The sequence below is a fragment of the Pigmentiphaga sp. CHJ604 genome (assembly GCF_036972535.1).
Taxonomy (GTDB): Bacteria; Pseudomonadota; Gammaproteobacteria; order Burkholderiales; family Burkholderiaceae_B; genus Pigmentiphaga; species Pigmentiphaga daeguensis.
Genome location: NZ_CP136998.1, coordinates 4,171,505 through 4,185,066, shown reverse-complemented (window position 1 = coordinate 4,185,066; position 13,562 = coordinate 4,171,505). Strand labels below are relative to the sequence as shown.

At 69.7% G+C, this 13,562-nt stretch carries 14 protein-coding genes; 4 read left to right on the top strand and 10 right to left on the bottom strand.

What is annotated here, in order from left to right; translation table 11 throughout:
* Nucleotides 1-27: 27 nt before the first annotated feature.
* Both R4823_RS20155 and R4823_RS20150 read right to left on the bottom strand, forming a co-directional pair.
* Complete coding sequence (locus tag R4823_RS20155) at nucleotides 28-1,020, bottom strand: tripartite tricarboxylate transporter substrate binding protein (protein ID WP_338615921.1); 993 nt, start codon at nucleotides 1,018-1,020, stop codon at nucleotides 28-30.
* 28 nt (nucleotides 1,021-1,048) lie between these two features.
* Nucleotides 1,049-1,801, bottom strand: a complete 753-nt coding sequence (locus tag R4823_RS20150; protein ID WP_087840835.1) for a GntR family transcriptional regulator — start codon at nucleotides 1,799-1,801, stop codon at nucleotides 1,049-1,051.
* Nucleotides 1,802-1,983: 182 nt separating this feature from the next.
* On the opposite strand from R4823_RS20150, the gene R4823_RS20145 reads away from it, so the two are divergent.
* Complete coding sequence (locus R4823_RS20145) at nucleotides 1,984-2,979, top strand: 2-dehydropantoate 2-reductase (protein WP_165963092.1); 996 nt, start codon at nucleotides 1,984-1,986, stop codon at nucleotides 2,977-2,979.
* 47 nt (nucleotides 2,980-3,026) lie between these two features.
* Here the strand turns inward: R4823_RS20145 and bla are convergent, their stop codons facing one another.
* On the bottom strand, nucleotides 3,027-3,941 hold the full coding sequence (bla, locus tag R4823_RS20140; protein ID WP_132979389.1) for a class A beta-lactamase: 915 nt from the start codon (nucleotides 3,939-3,941) through the stop codon (nucleotides 3,027-3,029).
* A 143-nt stretch (nucleotides 3,942-4,084) separates the two neighbouring features.
* Between bla and R4823_RS20135 the strand changes: the two genes are divergently transcribed.
* Nucleotides 4,085-4,675, top strand: a complete 591-nt coding sequence (locus tag R4823_RS20135; RefSeq protein WP_132979388.1) for a chromate transporter — start codon at nucleotides 4,085-4,087, stop codon at nucleotides 4,673-4,675.
* Nucleotides 4,672-5,199, top strand: a complete 528-nt coding sequence (locus tag R4823_RS20130) for a chromate transporter (RefSeq protein ID WP_132979387.1) — start codon at nucleotides 4,672-4,674, stop codon at nucleotides 5,197-5,199. The genes R4823_RS20135 and R4823_RS20130 overlap by 4 nt, the downstream gene beginning before the upstream one ends.
* A gap of 73 nt (nucleotides 5,200-5,272) precedes the next feature.
* On the opposite strand, the gene R4823_RS20125 is transcribed toward R4823_RS20130, so the two are convergent.
* The 3 genes from R4823_RS20125 to R4823_RS20115 form a co-directional block, all read right to left on the bottom strand.
* Nucleotides 5,273-6,136: an alpha/beta fold hydrolase gene (locus R4823_RS20125; protein WP_132979386.1), complete on the bottom strand. Its 864-nt coding sequence runs from the start codon at nucleotides 6,134-6,136 to the stop codon at nucleotides 5,273-5,275.
* A gap of 49 nt (nucleotides 6,137-6,185) precedes the next feature.
* Nucleotides 6,186-7,193, bottom strand: coding sequence for a tripartite tricarboxylate transporter substrate binding protein (locus R4823_RS20120; protein ID WP_243724446.1), 1,008 nt, complete (start codon nucleotides 7,191-7,193; stop codon nucleotides 6,186-6,188).
* A gap of 335 nt (nucleotides 7,194-7,528) precedes the next feature.
* Complete coding sequence (locus R4823_RS20115; protein WP_165963091.1) at nucleotides 7,529-8,269, bottom strand: SRPBCC family protein; 741 nt, start codon at nucleotides 8,267-8,269, stop codon at nucleotides 7,529-7,531.
* A 198-nt stretch (nucleotides 8,270-8,467) separates the two neighbouring features.
* Between R4823_RS20115 and R4823_RS20110 the strand changes: the two genes are divergently transcribed.
* A complete protein-coding gene (locus R4823_RS20110) occupies nucleotides 8,468-9,193 on the top strand; it encodes a DUF2238 domain-containing protein (protein ID WP_087840820.1) in 726 nt (241 codons plus the stop codon).
* A 37-nt stretch (nucleotides 9,194-9,230) separates the two neighbouring features.
* Here R4823_RS20110 and R4823_RS20105 read toward each other — a convergent pair whose 3' ends face one another.
* The 4 genes from R4823_RS20105 to prpF all read right to left on the bottom strand — a co-directional run bounded on the left by R4823_RS20105 (nucleotide 9,231) and on the right by prpF (nucleotide 13,500).
* Nucleotides 9,231-10,718, bottom strand: coding sequence for a tripartite tricarboxylate transporter permease (locus R4823_RS20105; protein WP_132979384.1), 1,488 nt, complete (start codon nucleotides 10,716-10,718; stop codon nucleotides 9,231-9,233).
* A gap of 3 nt (nucleotides 10,719-10,721) precedes the next feature.
* Entirely contained in the window at nucleotides 10,722-11,204 is a 483-nt protein-coding gene (locus R4823_RS20100; RefSeq protein ID WP_087840818.1) for a tripartite tricarboxylate transporter TctB family protein, read from the bottom strand.
* A gap of 64 nt (nucleotides 11,205-11,268) precedes the next feature.
* A complete protein-coding gene (locus tag R4823_RS20095) occupies nucleotides 11,269-12,222 on the bottom strand; it encodes a tripartite tricarboxylate transporter substrate-binding protein (RefSeq protein ID WP_132979383.1) in 954 nt (317 codons plus the stop codon).
* A 111-nt stretch (nucleotides 12,223-12,333) separates the two neighbouring features.
* A complete protein-coding gene (prpF, locus tag R4823_RS20090) occupies nucleotides 12,334-13,500 on the bottom strand; it encodes a 2-methylaconitate cis-trans isomerase PrpF (protein WP_087840816.1) in 1,167 nt (388 codons plus the stop codon).
* Nucleotides 13,501-13,562: the final 62 nt, after the last annotated feature.

Here is a 13,562-nt window from a genome sequence, read left to right as displayed (position 1 = left end):
GGATACCTCCTTGGGGCGGGGTGGTGGCTAGTCGACCTTGACGTTGGCCGCCTTGATGATGGCGGCCCACTTGGGGATCTCGGCGCGCAGGTAGGCATCGAACTGTCCGGGGCCGGCGCCGATGATCTCGGCGCCGAAGCCGTCCATGCGCGTCTTGATGTCGGGCGAGGCAAGCGCCGCGGCGATGTCCTTGTGCAGCCGTTCGACGATGGGCCTGGGCGTGCCGGCCGGCGCGAAGATGCCGAACCAGACGGCCACGTCGTAGCCGGGCAGGCCCGCCTCGGCCACCGTGGGCAGGTCGGGCAGCGACGCCGACCGCTTGGTGCCCGCCACCGCCAGCGCGCGCAGGCGGCCGGCCTGGATGTGGGGCAGCAGGGCGGGCGGGTTCTCGAAGGCCATCTGCACCTGGCCGGACAGGAGGTCGTTCAGCGCCGGGCCCGTGCCCTTGTAGGGGACGTGGACGATGTCGACGCGGGCCAGGTACTTGAAGAGTTCGCCGAACAGGTGCTGCGAGGAGCCGTTGCCGGTGGACGAGAAGTTGAGCTGGCGGGGGTGGGCCTTGGCATAGTCGATCAGCTCGGGCACCGACCGGATCGGCAGCGAGGGATGGACCACGAGGATGTTGGGCACCACGGCGGCCAGCGTAACGGGCGCGAAGTCGCGCATGGGATCGTAGGGCAGCCGGGGATACAGGCCGGGCGCGATGGAGTGGGTGGGCGAGCTGCCCATGACCAGGGTGTAGCCGTCGGCCGGCGCCTTGGCCACGTAGTCCGAGCCTATGCTGCCGGCCGCGCCGGGGCGGTTTTCCACGACCACGGGCTGGCCCAGCGATTCGGTCAGCTTCTGCGCCAGCGCCCGGCAGAAGATGTCGTTGGCGCCGCCGGGCGCCCACGGACTGACCAGCTTGACCGGTCGCGCCGGATAGTCCTGCGCGGCCGCCTGGCTGCTTCCTATGGCTACCCCCAGCAACAGGTAGCGTGACCACTTCGACAACTTGCCGTTCCATCTGCTCGAGCGCATGGCGTGTCCTTGGAAAGACGACGAGGAATCAGTTGCCGGCTCCCGTCTTGGGATAGAGGGTGGCCGTGTATCGGTAGCGTTCGGGGTGATAGACCGCATCGACGATCTCCACCGGCCGGTTCTGTATGTCGTAGTAGATGCGGGTGGCGCGCAGCACCGGCGTGTTCCGGGGGATGCCCAGACGGGCGGCGATCTCTCGGGTGGCGGCCAGGGGCTCGACGAGCTGGTCGGCGTGGTCGATGCGGACGTTCAGGCGGGTCTGCAGGTATTTGACCGGCGGCAGCGGACCGGCCACCTCGGCGGCGCCTATGCCGTCGGCCACGTGTTCGGCGAAGTAGAAGTGGGCGTAGTCCAGCGGTTCGGCGGGCGCCACGTGGTTGACCGCGCGCACGCATTTCCATTGCTGCGTGCCCAGGCCGAAGAGTTCGCGCAGCCTGGCCGGCAGGGGCGTCCAGGCCTCGTCCACGACGGTGACCTGGTTGCGCGGCAGGACCTCGTCGATCACGCCTACCAAGGTCACGTCCTTGGTGGCCCGGCGCGGATCGTTGACGAAGGTGCCGACGCCGCGGCGGCGGACGATCAGGTGGCGGGCCAGCAGTTCCTCGACGGCCTTGCGGACGGTGATGCGGCTGACGCCGAACTCGCGGCACAGGCTGTCTTCCGGGGGCAGGGCATCCCCGGGGGCGAGCTGGCCGCTGGCGATGCGCTGGATGAGGTGCTCGGCCACCTGCCGGTACAGCGGTGCGCCGCCTTCGGCAAGCAGCGGATTGGGAAGGTTCATGCGTGAGTCATGCCGTCATGATGTCCAGAGATCATGACGGCATGACATCATGATGTCAAGGGAGTGGCGGGCAGCCGCCGCCGGCGCGCGGGATGCTTTCATACCGTGAGCCGGGCATGGAAAAATATCCGCGCAGGTCTCCGTTCAGACCCACGCATGGACTTTTTGGATACCCTTTCATCATGAACAAGGTTTGCATCTTCGGCGCCGGGGCGGTGGGCGGATACATGGCCGCTCATCTTGCGCGAGCCGGTGTCGACGTGTCGGTCGTCGCCCGCGGTGCGCATCTGGCGGCCATCCGCCGCGACGGTCTCCGGTTCATCGGCCCCGACGGCGAGTTCACGGTACGCGTTCCGGCCAGCGACCATCCTGCGGACCTGGGGCCGCAGGACGTGGTCATCTCCACGCTCAAGGCCCACGGGCTGCCTCCGGCGGCATCCTCGATACGGACCTTGCTGGCGCCGGGCACGCCGGTGGTCTTCGCGGTGAACGGCATTCCGTGGTGGTACCTGGCCAGATTGAATGGCGGCACATCGGTCGGATCGCGGCTCGACCCGGAGGACACGCTGGCGCGAGAGGTGGGACTGGCCCGGACGCTGGGCTGCGTGATCCGCTCGCCCAACGAGGTCGTCGCGCCCGGCGTGGTACGCAACAATTCGCGCACCAGCAGTTTCATGGTGGGCGAGCCCGACGGCGCGTTGTCGCCGCGGCTGGAGCAGGTGGTGGCGCTGCTGCGGCGCGGGCTGCCGGGCGCGGTGGCTACCCGGGATATCGGCCGTGAGATCTGGGGCAAATTGCTGCTCAACGTGCCTAGTTCGCTGCTGTCGAGCCTGACCCAGTCGCCTTCATCGGCCTTGTTCGCGGATGCTTCCACGCGTGAACTGTATGCGCGCCTGGCCCGCGAAACCTGCGCGGTGGCGGCGCGCTACGGCGCCACACTGGAGTTCGATCTGGATGGCCAGATCGCGGCGACCGGATCGAACCCGCATCCTCCGTCCATGCTGCAGGATCTCTTGGCCGGACGGCCGCTGGAGTTGGATGCCCAGCTTTTCGCGGTGCAGGATCTGGCGCGGTCGGCCGGCGTGGAAACGCCCATGCTGGACGTGATGCTGCCGTTGCTGGCGCACCGGGCACGCGCGAGGTCTTCCGCCGTAGGCGAAGAAAGGGTGCCGCTATAGGTACGCAACCCCCAGGGGCGGGAAGAAGCCGCTGAACTCGCCTCGGCCTATCTGTTTTCCGCCCGGCGGTAGAGCCGCCCCACCAGTTCCGCCACCTTCGCGATGACCTGGTCCTTGACCTCGTCCGCTGCGCGGGTGCTGGCGACGTAGACCGACATCAGGATGGCGGGCCGCCCGGGCGGCCAGGCGAGCCCGATGTCGTTGGCGCCCACCTTGGAATAGGTGCCGGTCTTCTCGCCGATGCGCCAGCCGGCCGGTACCCCGGCGCGCAGCCGCTTGTCGCCCGTCGTGTTGCCGACCAGCCAGGACTGCAGGCGTTCGCGCGAGGCGGGCGACAGGGCCTCGCCCACCGTCAGCTTGCCCATCGTGCGGGTGATGGCGTGGGGCGTGGTCGTGTCGAGCAGGCCGGTGGCATGGGGTACGTTCAACTCGGGTTCGTAGCGATCGCAGCGGGTGACGTTGTCGCCCAGGCTGCGTATGAAACGCGTCAGCGCCTCCGGACCGCCGAAACTGCGCAGGATGAGATTGGCGGCGGTATTGTCGCTGGTGGTCAGTGTGGCATGGCAGAGTTCGGCCAGGCTCATGCCGTGGCCGCCGACATGTTTTTCGGTAACGGGCGACCACCTGACGAGGTCGTCCCGCTCGTAGCGGATCCGCCGGTCCAGGGAGTCTTCGCCGCGGTCGTGCCGGGCCAGCACGAAGCTCGCGGCCAGCAGCTTGAAGGTGCTCAGCATCTGGAAGCGTTCATCGGCGCGGCGGCCGAATTCCTCGCCGGTGGCGGTGTCGACCACGGACACGCCCAGCCGTCCCTGGGCAAGCCGCTCCAGGCGCGCCAGTTCGTCCAGGGCGGCGTTGCGCGCCGAGATGGGCAGGCTGCCCGCCGGCTGGCCGGCCCAGGCGCCGCGCGCGCCGAACGCGAGGCTGGAAAGAACGAGGGCATGGAACGATCGGCGTGTGGTCAAGGCGGTTTCCTCCAAGGCACGGTAATGGCTGCACGCGTGGCGGCGGGCCCGTATTCTAGCCCCGGTGCCGGGGCCTTCCGGGCGTTAAGCTATTCGACATCCCGAATCCGTAATATGACGGTACTTTCCGCGATAGGCCCGCCATGCCCCAGACCTTGCCGCCCGTTTCCGTCGACAGTGGTTCCCCGCCTCCTTCCGTGCTCCAGATCTTCCTTGCCTTCGCCAAGATCGGCCTGACCAGCTTCGGCGGCGGGCTGAGCGGCTGGATGCTGCGGGAGTTCGTGCAGCGCCGGAACTGGCTGTCGGAGGCCGAGTTCCTGAGCGGCCTCGCGCTGGCCCAGGCGTTTCCGGGCGTCAACGTGGTCAACCTGGCGATCTGGGTCGGTTTCCGGCTGCGGGGCGGCGTGGGCGCGCTGGCCGGCGCGCTGGGGCTGGTGGTGCCCGCCATGGTGCTGGCGCTGGTCGTGGTGGCCGCGTTCGCGACGATGGCGAAGTCCGACTCGGTGCACCTCGCGCTGGCGGGCGTGGCGGCCGCGGCCGTGGGGCTGTCGCTGCAGACGGGACTGCGGGCGGCGCGCCGGGCCGCGCGGGGTCTGCCCGCCCTGGCCGTGATGGTCGTCACCTTCGTGGCGATCTTACTTTTGAAGCTGCCCCTGCTGTGGGTGGTCGGCGCGATGGCGCCGCTGTCCATCGGGCTGGCCTATCTGCGCCTGCGCGCGGGCGGGCAGGCATGAGGTTCGCGCAACTGGTGGAAGTGGTCCTGGTCTTCGCTCCGCTGTCCTTCCTGACGGTGGGCGGCGGGCAGAGCATCGTGGCCGACATCCACCGCCAGTCGGTGGACGTCTATGGCTGGGTGACGAATCCGCAGTTCATGGACCTGTATGCCCTGTCGCGCATCATTCCCGGTCCCGGCGCGCTGCTGGTGACGCTGGTGGGCTGGCAGGCGGCGGGGCTGGCGGGCGCGCTGGTGGCGTCGGCCGCGATCTTCATTCCGAGTTCGCTGCTGGTGTACGCCCTGGCGCATCTGTGGACCCGGTTCAAGGGCACGCGGTGCATACGCGCGATCGAGGCGGGCCTGGTGCCGGTGGCGGCGGGCATGGTTCTGGCTGCTTCGTGCACCGTGCTGCGCGCCGCCGAGGGCGGCGCATGGGCCTGGGGCGTGGCGGCCGCCTCGACGCTGGCGCTGATGTACACGCGGCTCAGTCCGTTCCTGATGCTGGGGATAGGCGCCGCGGTGTTCCTGGTGGCGCTGGGGTGAGGTGCGATGAGGGCGGCGGGCGCGGCGGCGCTCCTGGAGCGGCCGTTCCAGGCTTCGGTCGAGCCGGAATGAATCAGCCGGGATAGGCCTGCCGGGCCGATCGGATGAAATCGCGCACGGCGTCGTCGTAAGCGGCGCCGCTGCGGCTGGCGCCCGAATGCGAGGCTCCCTCCAGCCGGACCAGCCGCTTGCGGGGCGACTGCCGCGCCGCCGCCAGCAGCGCGTCGCTCATGGCGGGCGGGACCACACGGTCCTCGGTTCCGTGCAGCAGCAGAAGCGGAGTGCGCAGCGAGCCGATGGCGCTGCGCGAATCGAAGGGCTGGGTCACCAGCAGGCCGAAGCCGGGGATGCCGGCCCAGCGCGTGGTGGCGATCATGTCGCGGATGCTGGTGAAGGTGGCTTCGGCGATCAGTCCGGCCACCGGTATCGCCAGGGCGTCGCGGGACACCAGGTCGATTGCTATCGCGCCGCCCAGGCTGTGGCCGTAGACGAAGCGGCGGGCGGGGTCCGGTTGGAGCCGGGCCAGTTCGCGCAGGGCGGCCTGGGCATCCTGCCTGACGCTGGCCTGGGATGGCAGCCTGGGGGACGAGGCGCCGAAGCCGCGGTAGTCGATGGCCAGCATCGAATACCCCAGGCCGGCCCAGTGGTCCATGCGGAACGCGCTGCCGTTCAGGTTCCAGCGCGAGCCGTGCAGGTACAGCACCGTCGGGGCGCCGGGATCCGGATGCCGCCAGTACCAGGCGCGGAGCGTATCGCCGCCGGGCATGGGCAGGTCGTAGACCTCGGTGCCGGCCGGCGGGTCGCGCCACCACGAGCGCTCGCCCAGCTCGACCGAGAAGATCATTCCGCGCTGCCAGCGGTCGAGCGCGGCATAGCCCGCGCCGGCAAGGGCGAGCACACAGGCAAGGGCGGCCAGGCGGCGGATCCACATGCTCATTCCGAGCGCCGGATCCGCCGGAGGTTCCCGCATGGGGCGGGGAAACCGGTCAATCGGCCTGGATGCCGAATTCCTTGACCACCTTGCCGAAGAACTCGTATTCGTCGGACGTCAGCTTGCCCAGGGCTTCGGGCGTGCTGGGCTTGGCGAAGGCGCCGAAGACGCGCATCTTGGCGACCACGTCGGGCATCTTCAGGATCTCGGCCATGTGCCCGTTCAGCGTGCGCACGACGTCGGCGGGCGTGCCCTTGGGCGCGTACAGGCCCTGCCAGGCGGCGATGTTGATGTTCTTGTATCCCAGTTCCGCCATCGAGGGCGCGTCCGGGGCGAGCGGGGTGCGCTCCGCCGCGCCGTTGGCCAGGATGTGGATCTTGCCGGAGGCAAGATACGGTTCGACCGGGCCGTAGGTCATCCAGCTCAGCGCCACGTGCCCGCCCAGCAGGTCGTTCACGGCGGGGGCGACGCCCTTGTAGGGAACGTGGGTGATCTTGACGCCGGCGGCCTGGTTGAAGAGCTCGCCCAGGATGTGCATGGGCGAGCCCGAGCCGGGGCTGGCGTAGGTCAGCGCCTTGCCCGCCTTGGCATCCTTCAGGACCTGGGCGACCGAGGTATAGCCCGAGGCCTGGCCGGCCACCAGCAGCAGGGGCTGGGATGCGGTCTGGGTGATGGGAGCGAAGTCGCGGGCGGGATTGTACGTGTCGGCCGAATTCGTCTTGACCACGTGGGTGGCCATGGAGAAGGTGCTGGGAGCCAGCAGCAGCGTGTAGCCGTCCGGCTTGGCGCGCGCGACGTAGTTGCTGCCGATGATGCCGCTCGCGCCGGCGCGGTTCTCGACGATCACGGGCTGGCCCAGGCGCTGCGTCAGTTTTTCGCCGAACAGGCGGGCCATGGCGTCGGTGTCGCCGCCGGCGCCGTAGGCGACGACGATGGTGATGGGCTTGGCCGGGTAATTGGCCGCCATGGCCGGAAAGGAGGTGGAGAGCGCGCCGGCGGTCGCCAGCGCGGCAGCCAGCGCGAGCGTGGCGCGCCGGCTGGATTGGAGTTGCGTAAACATCATGATGACCATCTGTGTAGAAAGGAGAGTGGCCGACGGGCGGGGACGGGGCTCGTGGCCCAGCCGGGGGGCCGGCCGGCGGCGCATGCGCGTGCATGCGTGGCGAGGTTATACCGCAGCCGTCCGCGGCGCGGCTCCCGGCTTTGTATCTTCCAGGGAAAGCGATAGGTTGGGCGGGAGCAACATGCCAGGGGTGAAACGGCGCTGAAACGCGCGGACCCGGCGCAAGGGCAAAAAGAAGGCGGTCCAGCCATGAAGGCGAGGACCGCCAAGCTGCCGGAAGGCTCGTCCTGGGGGGGAGGCGCGGGCCTGTGTCCGTCCGGCAGCGACCCCGTGGATCAGACCGGGGACGGGGGAATCTCCGCCGCACCCGCTTCCAGGTAGCGCTTGAGCTCGCGCAGGTCCTCGGCCATCTGGCGCGCGGGCTCCTCGCGCGACAGGCGCGCCAGGAGCCGCCCCGCCTGGCCCAGCGGCGGCTGGTAGGCGATCGTCGCGGTCACCACCGTGCCGGTGCTATCGGGCGCGTCGTGGAATTCGACCTGGCCGTGATTGGGCACGTCGGCGGTGGCTTCGGCTTCCCAGGCGATGCGTTCGCCCGGAACGTCGTCGACCACGTGGGCGATCCATTCGACCAGCCGGCCCAGCGGCGCCTTGACGGTCCAGCGCGACCGGCGGTCGTTGATGACGTCGATGGAGACGATGTGGCGCATGAAGCGGGGCAGGTTCGAGAAGTCCCGCCAGAAGCGGTAGATTTCCTGGCGCGGGCGGTCGATGACGATGGCGTGGGTGGCCGCCGCGGCGGACAGCCATCCCTGTTCGCGCGCGATGCGCCGTTCCAGGGGCGAGGGGGCGACCGCGCGCTTGACGGGACAGTCGCCCGTGGCGGCGCGCCACAGCAGTCCGGCGGCGACGGCGCTGGCCAGGTCGCCGGCCAGCCCGCCGCGGCGCAGGCCCCAGAGTAGAAGCAATGATCCGCCGGCCGCCGAGCCCAGCCGCTCGGCGGATCCGAGGTTGCGGTCCGGATCGCGTTGCGCGGCAAGGGAAGAAGAGGCGGGGGGCAGGCTCGTCTGGTCGTCCATGCGGTCCTCCATGGCAGCGTGCTGCCGACCCAGCAAGCGGCGTGCCTCGGCGGTCCGGCCCGCGTCCGCGAGAAGCGGCCGCGCAACGTGTAAAAGTTGCCGCTCCACATCGGTAAAAAGGGGGCGCTCCGGTCCGGGCGTGCCGATGGCGTAGACTGGCTGCTCCGCGTGGCCGCAGGAGGCAAGATGGAGACAGGCATGGGTACGGGGTATCGGCGCTACGTGACGTCGCTGGCGCTGGCGTTCGCGGTGATCTGGGTGGCGCTGGCCATCGATCCGCTCGACCGTTCCGACTGGGCGCTGGAAAACGTGCTGGTGATCGGATTCTGCGCCGGGTTGGCCGCGAGCTGGCGGCATTTCCGGTTCTCGCGCCTGTCGTACACGCTGATTTTCGTTTTCCTGTGCCTGCATGCGATCGGTGCGCACTACACCTATGCGAAAGTGCCCTACGACGCATGGTGGCAGGCGCTGGCCGGCCGCAGCTTCAACAGCCTGTGGGGCTGGGAGCGCAACAATTTCGACCGCGTGGTGCATTTTTCATACGGGCTGCTGCTGGCCTACCCGATACGCGAAGTGTTCCTGCGGGTGGCCGACGCCCGGGGGTTCTGGGGCTACTTCCTGCCGCTGGAGTTCACGCTGGCGACCTCCGCCATGTTCGAGCTGTTCGAGTGGATCGCGGCCGAGGTCTTCGGCGGCGACCTGGGCGTGGCTTACCTGGGCACGCAGGGCGACGTCTGGGATGCGCACAAGGACATGGCCCTGGCCGCCTGCGGCGCCGTGGTGGCGATGATCGCCACGGCCGCCGTGAACCGCTGGCTGCAGCGGGATTTCTCGCGGGAATGGTCGGACAGCCTGCGGGTCAAGGACCCGCGTCCCTATGGCGAGGAGGAAATCGCCCGCATGATCCGGCAGGGGCAGGACTAGCGGCGCCGCCGCGGGTCTGGGCCCGCGGCGGCCGGACTCAGGCTTCGCGCTTGAGGCGGCGCAGCAGCAGGGGCAGCACCAGCGCGGCCGCGGCCAGGGCGAGCAGCGTGGCCGAGGTCGGGGTCGACACCAGGATCATCGGATTGCCCTCGCCCACGGCCAGGGCGCGCCGCAGCTGGGTTTCCGCCATGGGCCCGAGGATCAGCCCGATCAGGACCGGCGCGATGGGGAAGTCATAGACCCGCATGACGTAGCCCACCAGGCCGATGCCGAACATCAGCGCCATGTCGGTCCACGAGGTCGCCACGCCCCAGATCCCCACCATGGCGAAGATCAGGATGCCCGCGTACAGATAGGGCCGGGGAATCAGCAGCAGCCGCACCCACAGGCCGACCAGCGGCAGGTTCAGCACCAGCAGCATCAGGTTGCCGATGTACAGCGAGGCGATCAGGCCCCAGACCAGTTCGCCGCTGTTGGTGAAGAGGAAGGGGCCGGGCTGCAGGCCATAGCTCTGGAACGCGGCCAGCAGCACCGCCGCCGTGGCCGAGGTGGGCAGCCCCAGGGTCAGCAGCGGCACCAGCACGCCGGCGGCCGCGGCGTTGTTGGCGGCTTCGGGGCCGGCCACGCCTTCGATGGCGCCCTTGCCGAATTCCTCGGGATGCTTGCAGAGCTTGCGCTCGATCGTATAGGACAGGAAGGTCGGGATCTCGGTGCCGCCGGTGGGCAGCGCGCCGATGGGAAAGCCCAGCGCGGTGCCGCGCACCCAGGGTTTCCATGACCGCTTCCAGTCCTGGCGCGTCATCCAGGTGCCGCCCGCGAGCGGGTTGATGCGCGGCGGGGCCTTGCTGTAGCGGCTGGCGACATACAGGATCTCGCCCACCGCGAACAGCGACACCAGCACCACCGTCAGTTCGATGCCGTCGAGCAGGTCGGCCGAACCGAAGGCCAGCCGGGCCTGCCCGGTCTGGCCGTCGATGCCCACCACGCCCATGGCCAGGCCCAGGAACAGCGCGATGAAGCCGCGCACGCGCGAGGTGCCCAGCACCACCGAGACGGAGGTGAAGGACAGCACCATCAAGGCGAAGTAGTCGGCCGGGCCGAACACGAAGGCCAGTTCGGCGATGGCCGGCGCCACGAAGCTCAGGGCCAGCGTGGCGATGGTGCCGGCCACGAAGGAGCCGATGGCCGCGGTGGCGAGCGCGGCGGCGCCGCGTCCGGAGCGGGCCATCTTGTTGCCTTCGAGCGCGGTCATCATGGAGCCGCTCTCTCCGGGCGCGTTGAGCAGGATGGAGGTGGTCGAGCCGCCGTACATGGCGCCGTACAGGACGCCGGCGAACATGATGAAGGCGGCGGTGGGGGCGATCTGCACGGTAACCGGCAGCAGCAGCGCGATGGTCAGGGCCGGGCCGATGCCGGGCAGCACGCCGATGGCGGTTCCCAGCACGGAGCCCAGGAAGGCCCAGAACAGGTTCATCGGCTGCAGCGCGACGCCGAAGCCGGACAGCAGGGCGTTGAAGGTATCCATGGATCACCACCCCGCCGGAGGAAAGGCCGGGCCGAGGCCGACGCCCAGCCGGGAGAAGCCGAGCCAGCAGATCACGCCCAGCGCGAGGCCGATGGCACAGTCGAACACCAGGCGCCGCGAGCCGAAGGCCCGGGTGACCAGGGCGAAGGACCCCATGGCGGTCAGGGGAAAGCCGAGCGGCTGCATGGTCAGCAGGGGCAGGGCGGCGCCGGCGGCGGCCCACAGCAGGGCCGGCCAGGAGGCGCCGGCATCGGCCTCGGCGTTTTCCACTTCCTGGGGCGAGAAGGTCTCGCCGCGGGCGATCTGCACCAGCAGCAGGATGCCCAGGACGATCAGCGCCGCGCCGATGGCGCTGACGAAGAAGCCCGGGCCCAGCGCGGCATAGCCGCCGATCTGGGGCAGGGTGCCGCCTTCATAGAGCCAGACCGCGCCTATGGCCATGACGGCCAGGCCCAGCCACCAGGGGCGCCTTGAGGGTGTTGTCATCGTGTCGTCTCCGATGGGCGCCGGCGGCGGCGCCGGTGCCTTCTCGCTGATGTCGGCCTGGGCCTTACTTGACCAGTCCGACGTCCTTGAGCACTTCGGCCTGGCGCGCCTTCTCCTTGGTCAGGAAGGCGGCGAAGTCGTCACCGGCCAGGTAGGCGTCGTCCCAGCCGCGATCGGCCAGCGCCTTCTTCCATTCGGGCGAGGCGTGCAGCTTGGCATAGCGCTGCAGCCACATGTCGCGGCCGGCCTTGCTCATGCCGGGCGCGCCGATGATGCCGCGCCAGTTGCCGATGACGACGTCGTAGCCGCTTTCCTTGAGCGTGGGGGCGTCGATGCCGGGCAGGCGCTTCTCGGAGGAGACCGCGATGATGCGGATGCGGCCCTGGTCGACGAAGGTCTTCAGCTCGGACAGGCCCGAGATGCCGATCTTGGCTTGCCCGCTGGCCAGCGAGGTGACGACTTCCGCGCCGCTGGTGTAGGGCAGGTAGTTGACCTTGGTCGGGTCGAACTTGGCCGCCTTGGCGAGCAGCGCCGCGGTGACGTGGTCGGTGCCGCCTATCGAACCGCCGGCCACGGCGGTGCCGCCAGGGTTGGCCTTCATCGCCTGGACCGCGTCGGCGATGGTCTTGATGGGCGAGTTGGGCGCGACCACGATCGCGCCGGCGTCGTCGGTCAGCCGCACCAGCGGCACGGTCTGGTCCAGCGTTACGGGAGACTTGTTGGTGATGATGGCGCCGACCAGGATGGCGCCCATGGACATGATGGCGTTGTCGTCGCCCTTGCCGGTGCGTACGAACTCGGCCAGGCCGATGGTGCCGCCCGCGCCGCCCTTGTTGGTGACCTGGAAACCGTCGGTGAAGATGCCGGTCTGCTGCATGACCTGCAACGGCACGCGCGCGGCGCCGTCATAGCCGCCGCCGGGGCCGCCGGGGGCCATGACCTTGGCGGGGGCCGCGATGCCGGCCAGCGGCGCGACGGCGATGGCGAGGGCTGCAACCGTTTTCTTGACGAACTTCATGCATGTCTCCTTGCTGCGAGGGGCGGCGGGCAGGCCGCCTGATAAGAGGGAACGGCAAGGGGCCGTTCCGCTACGAAGACAGTATCCGTCCAAACGCGCGCGGGCGGAAAGTCATTCCCATGGCGGCAACAGCACCACGCCGTCCATCAGCCGGCGCGCCGTGCGGCTCATGGCCACCAGCGCGACGCTCCAGCGCCCGTCCTGGCTGCGTGCCTGGGCGCCCACTTTCAGCGTGCCCGACGGGTGGCCGAAGCGCAGTTCGCCGCGTGGGCCGCCCAGCACGTCGGCCAGCACCGTGCCGGGCACGGCGGCGGTGGCGGCGATCGCGACGGCACCGGTGCCCGTCATGGCGTGGTGCAGCTTGCCCATGGAAAAGATGCGCACGTTCAGGTCGATGTCGCCGGCGGCGACGGCGCGGCCGCTTGAAGCGGTATAGGCCGCGGGCGGGGCGGCGAAGGCGAGCTTGGGCGTGTGCTGGCGGTGCGCGGTGGCATGGGCGGCGTCGGGCGCCAGCCCCATGGCCACGGCGGCATGGGCGCGGATGGCCTCGGCCCGTGCCAGCAGGTCGGCGCGGCTGTTCACATCGGGTTGCAATTCCGTGCCGGCCAGTCCCAGGGACGAGGCGGCGACGAAGACGGTGGGGTTGCCGGCGTTGACCAGCGTCGCGCGGATTTCCCCCACTCCTGGAATGGTCAACACGTCGGCCGTGCGGCCGGTGGGGAACATCGCGCCTTCAGGCCCGTCGCCACCGCCCGGATCCAGGAATTCCAGCCGGACTTCGGCCGCCGGGAAGGTCACGCCGTCCAGTTCGAAGTCGCCCAGTTCCTGGACCTGCCCGCCCCGCACCGGCACGTGGGCGATGATGCGCTTGCCCAGGTTGGCCTGCCAGATGCGGACCACGGCGATGCCGTCGCCGGCCGGCCGTACCAGTGCGCGGTGGATGGCGAAGGGGCCGACGGCGGCGCTGAGGTTGCCGCAGTTGCCGCTCCAGTCGATGACGGGCTGGCCGATGGCGACCTGGCCGAACCAGTAGTCGACGTCGCAGTCGGGGCGGGTGCTGGGGCCGACGATGACCACCTTGCTGGTGCTGGAGGTGGCGCCGCCCATGCCGTCTATCTGCTTCTCGTAGGGGTCGGGGCTGCCGACCACCCGCATCAGGACGCGGTCGCGGGCGGCGGGATCGGCGGGAAGGTCCGAGGGCAGGAAGAACACGCCCTTGCTGGTGCCCCCGCGCATGTAGAGGGCGGGAATGGCACGTTGTCTGTCGAGGGTGGTCATGGCGGATCGGATTGCCAATTTCAGATTGTTTTCAGGAAACGCGCCCATATTTACGAGGTTAC

Bases quoted from the DNA above. Each gene is read 5' to 3' on its own strand.
- R4823_RS20155 (WP_338615921.1), bottom strand. From the start codon at position 1,020: ATGCGCTCGAGCAGATGGAACGGCAAGTTGTCGAAGTGGTCACGCTAC.
- R4823_RS20150 (WP_087840835.1), bottom strand. From the start codon at position 1,801: ATGAACCTTCCCAATCCGCTGCTTGCCGAAGGCGGCGCACCGCTGTAC.
- R4823_RS20145 (WP_165963092.1), top strand. From the start codon at position 1,984: ATGAACAAGGTTTGCATCTTCGGCGCCGGGGCGGTGGGCGGATACATG.
- R4823_RS20135 (WP_132979388.1), top strand. From the start codon at position 4,085: ATGCCCCAGACCTTGCCGCCCGTTTCCGTCGACAGTGGTTCCCCGCCT.
- R4823_RS20130 (WP_132979387.1), top strand. From the start codon at position 4,672: ATGAGGTTCGCGCAACTGGTGGAAGTGGTCCTGGTCTTCGCTCCGCTG.
- R4823_RS20125 (WP_132979386.1), bottom strand. From the start codon at position 6,136: ATGAGCATGTGGATCCGCCGCCTGGCCGCCCTTGCCTGTGTGCTCGCC.
- R4823_RS20120 (WP_243724446.1), bottom strand. From the start codon at position 7,193: ATGATGTTTACGCAACTCCAATCCAGCCGGCGCGCCACGCTCGCGCTG.
- R4823_RS20115 (WP_165963091.1), bottom strand. From the start codon at position 8,269: ATGGACGACCAGACGAGCCTGCCCCCCGCCTCTTCTTCCCTTGCCGCG.
- R4823_RS20110 (WP_087840820.1), top strand. From the start codon at position 8,468: ATGGGTACGGGGTATCGGCGCTACGTGACGTCGCTGGCGCTGGCGTTC.
- R4823_RS20105 (WP_132979384.1), bottom strand. From the start codon at position 10,718: ATGGATACCTTCAACGCCCTGCTGTCCGGCTTCGGCGTCGCGCTGCAG.
- R4823_RS20100 (WP_087840818.1), bottom strand. From the start codon at position 11,204: ATGACAACACCCTCAAGGCGCCCCTGGTGGCTGGGCCTGGCCGTCATG.
- R4823_RS20095 (WP_132979383.1), bottom strand. From the start codon at position 12,222: ATGAAGTTCGTCAAGAAAACGGTTGCAGCCCTCGCCATCGCCGTCGCG.
- prpF (WP_087840816.1), bottom strand. From the start codon at position 13,500: ATGACCACCCTCGACAGACAACGTGCCATTCCCGCCCTCTACATGCGC.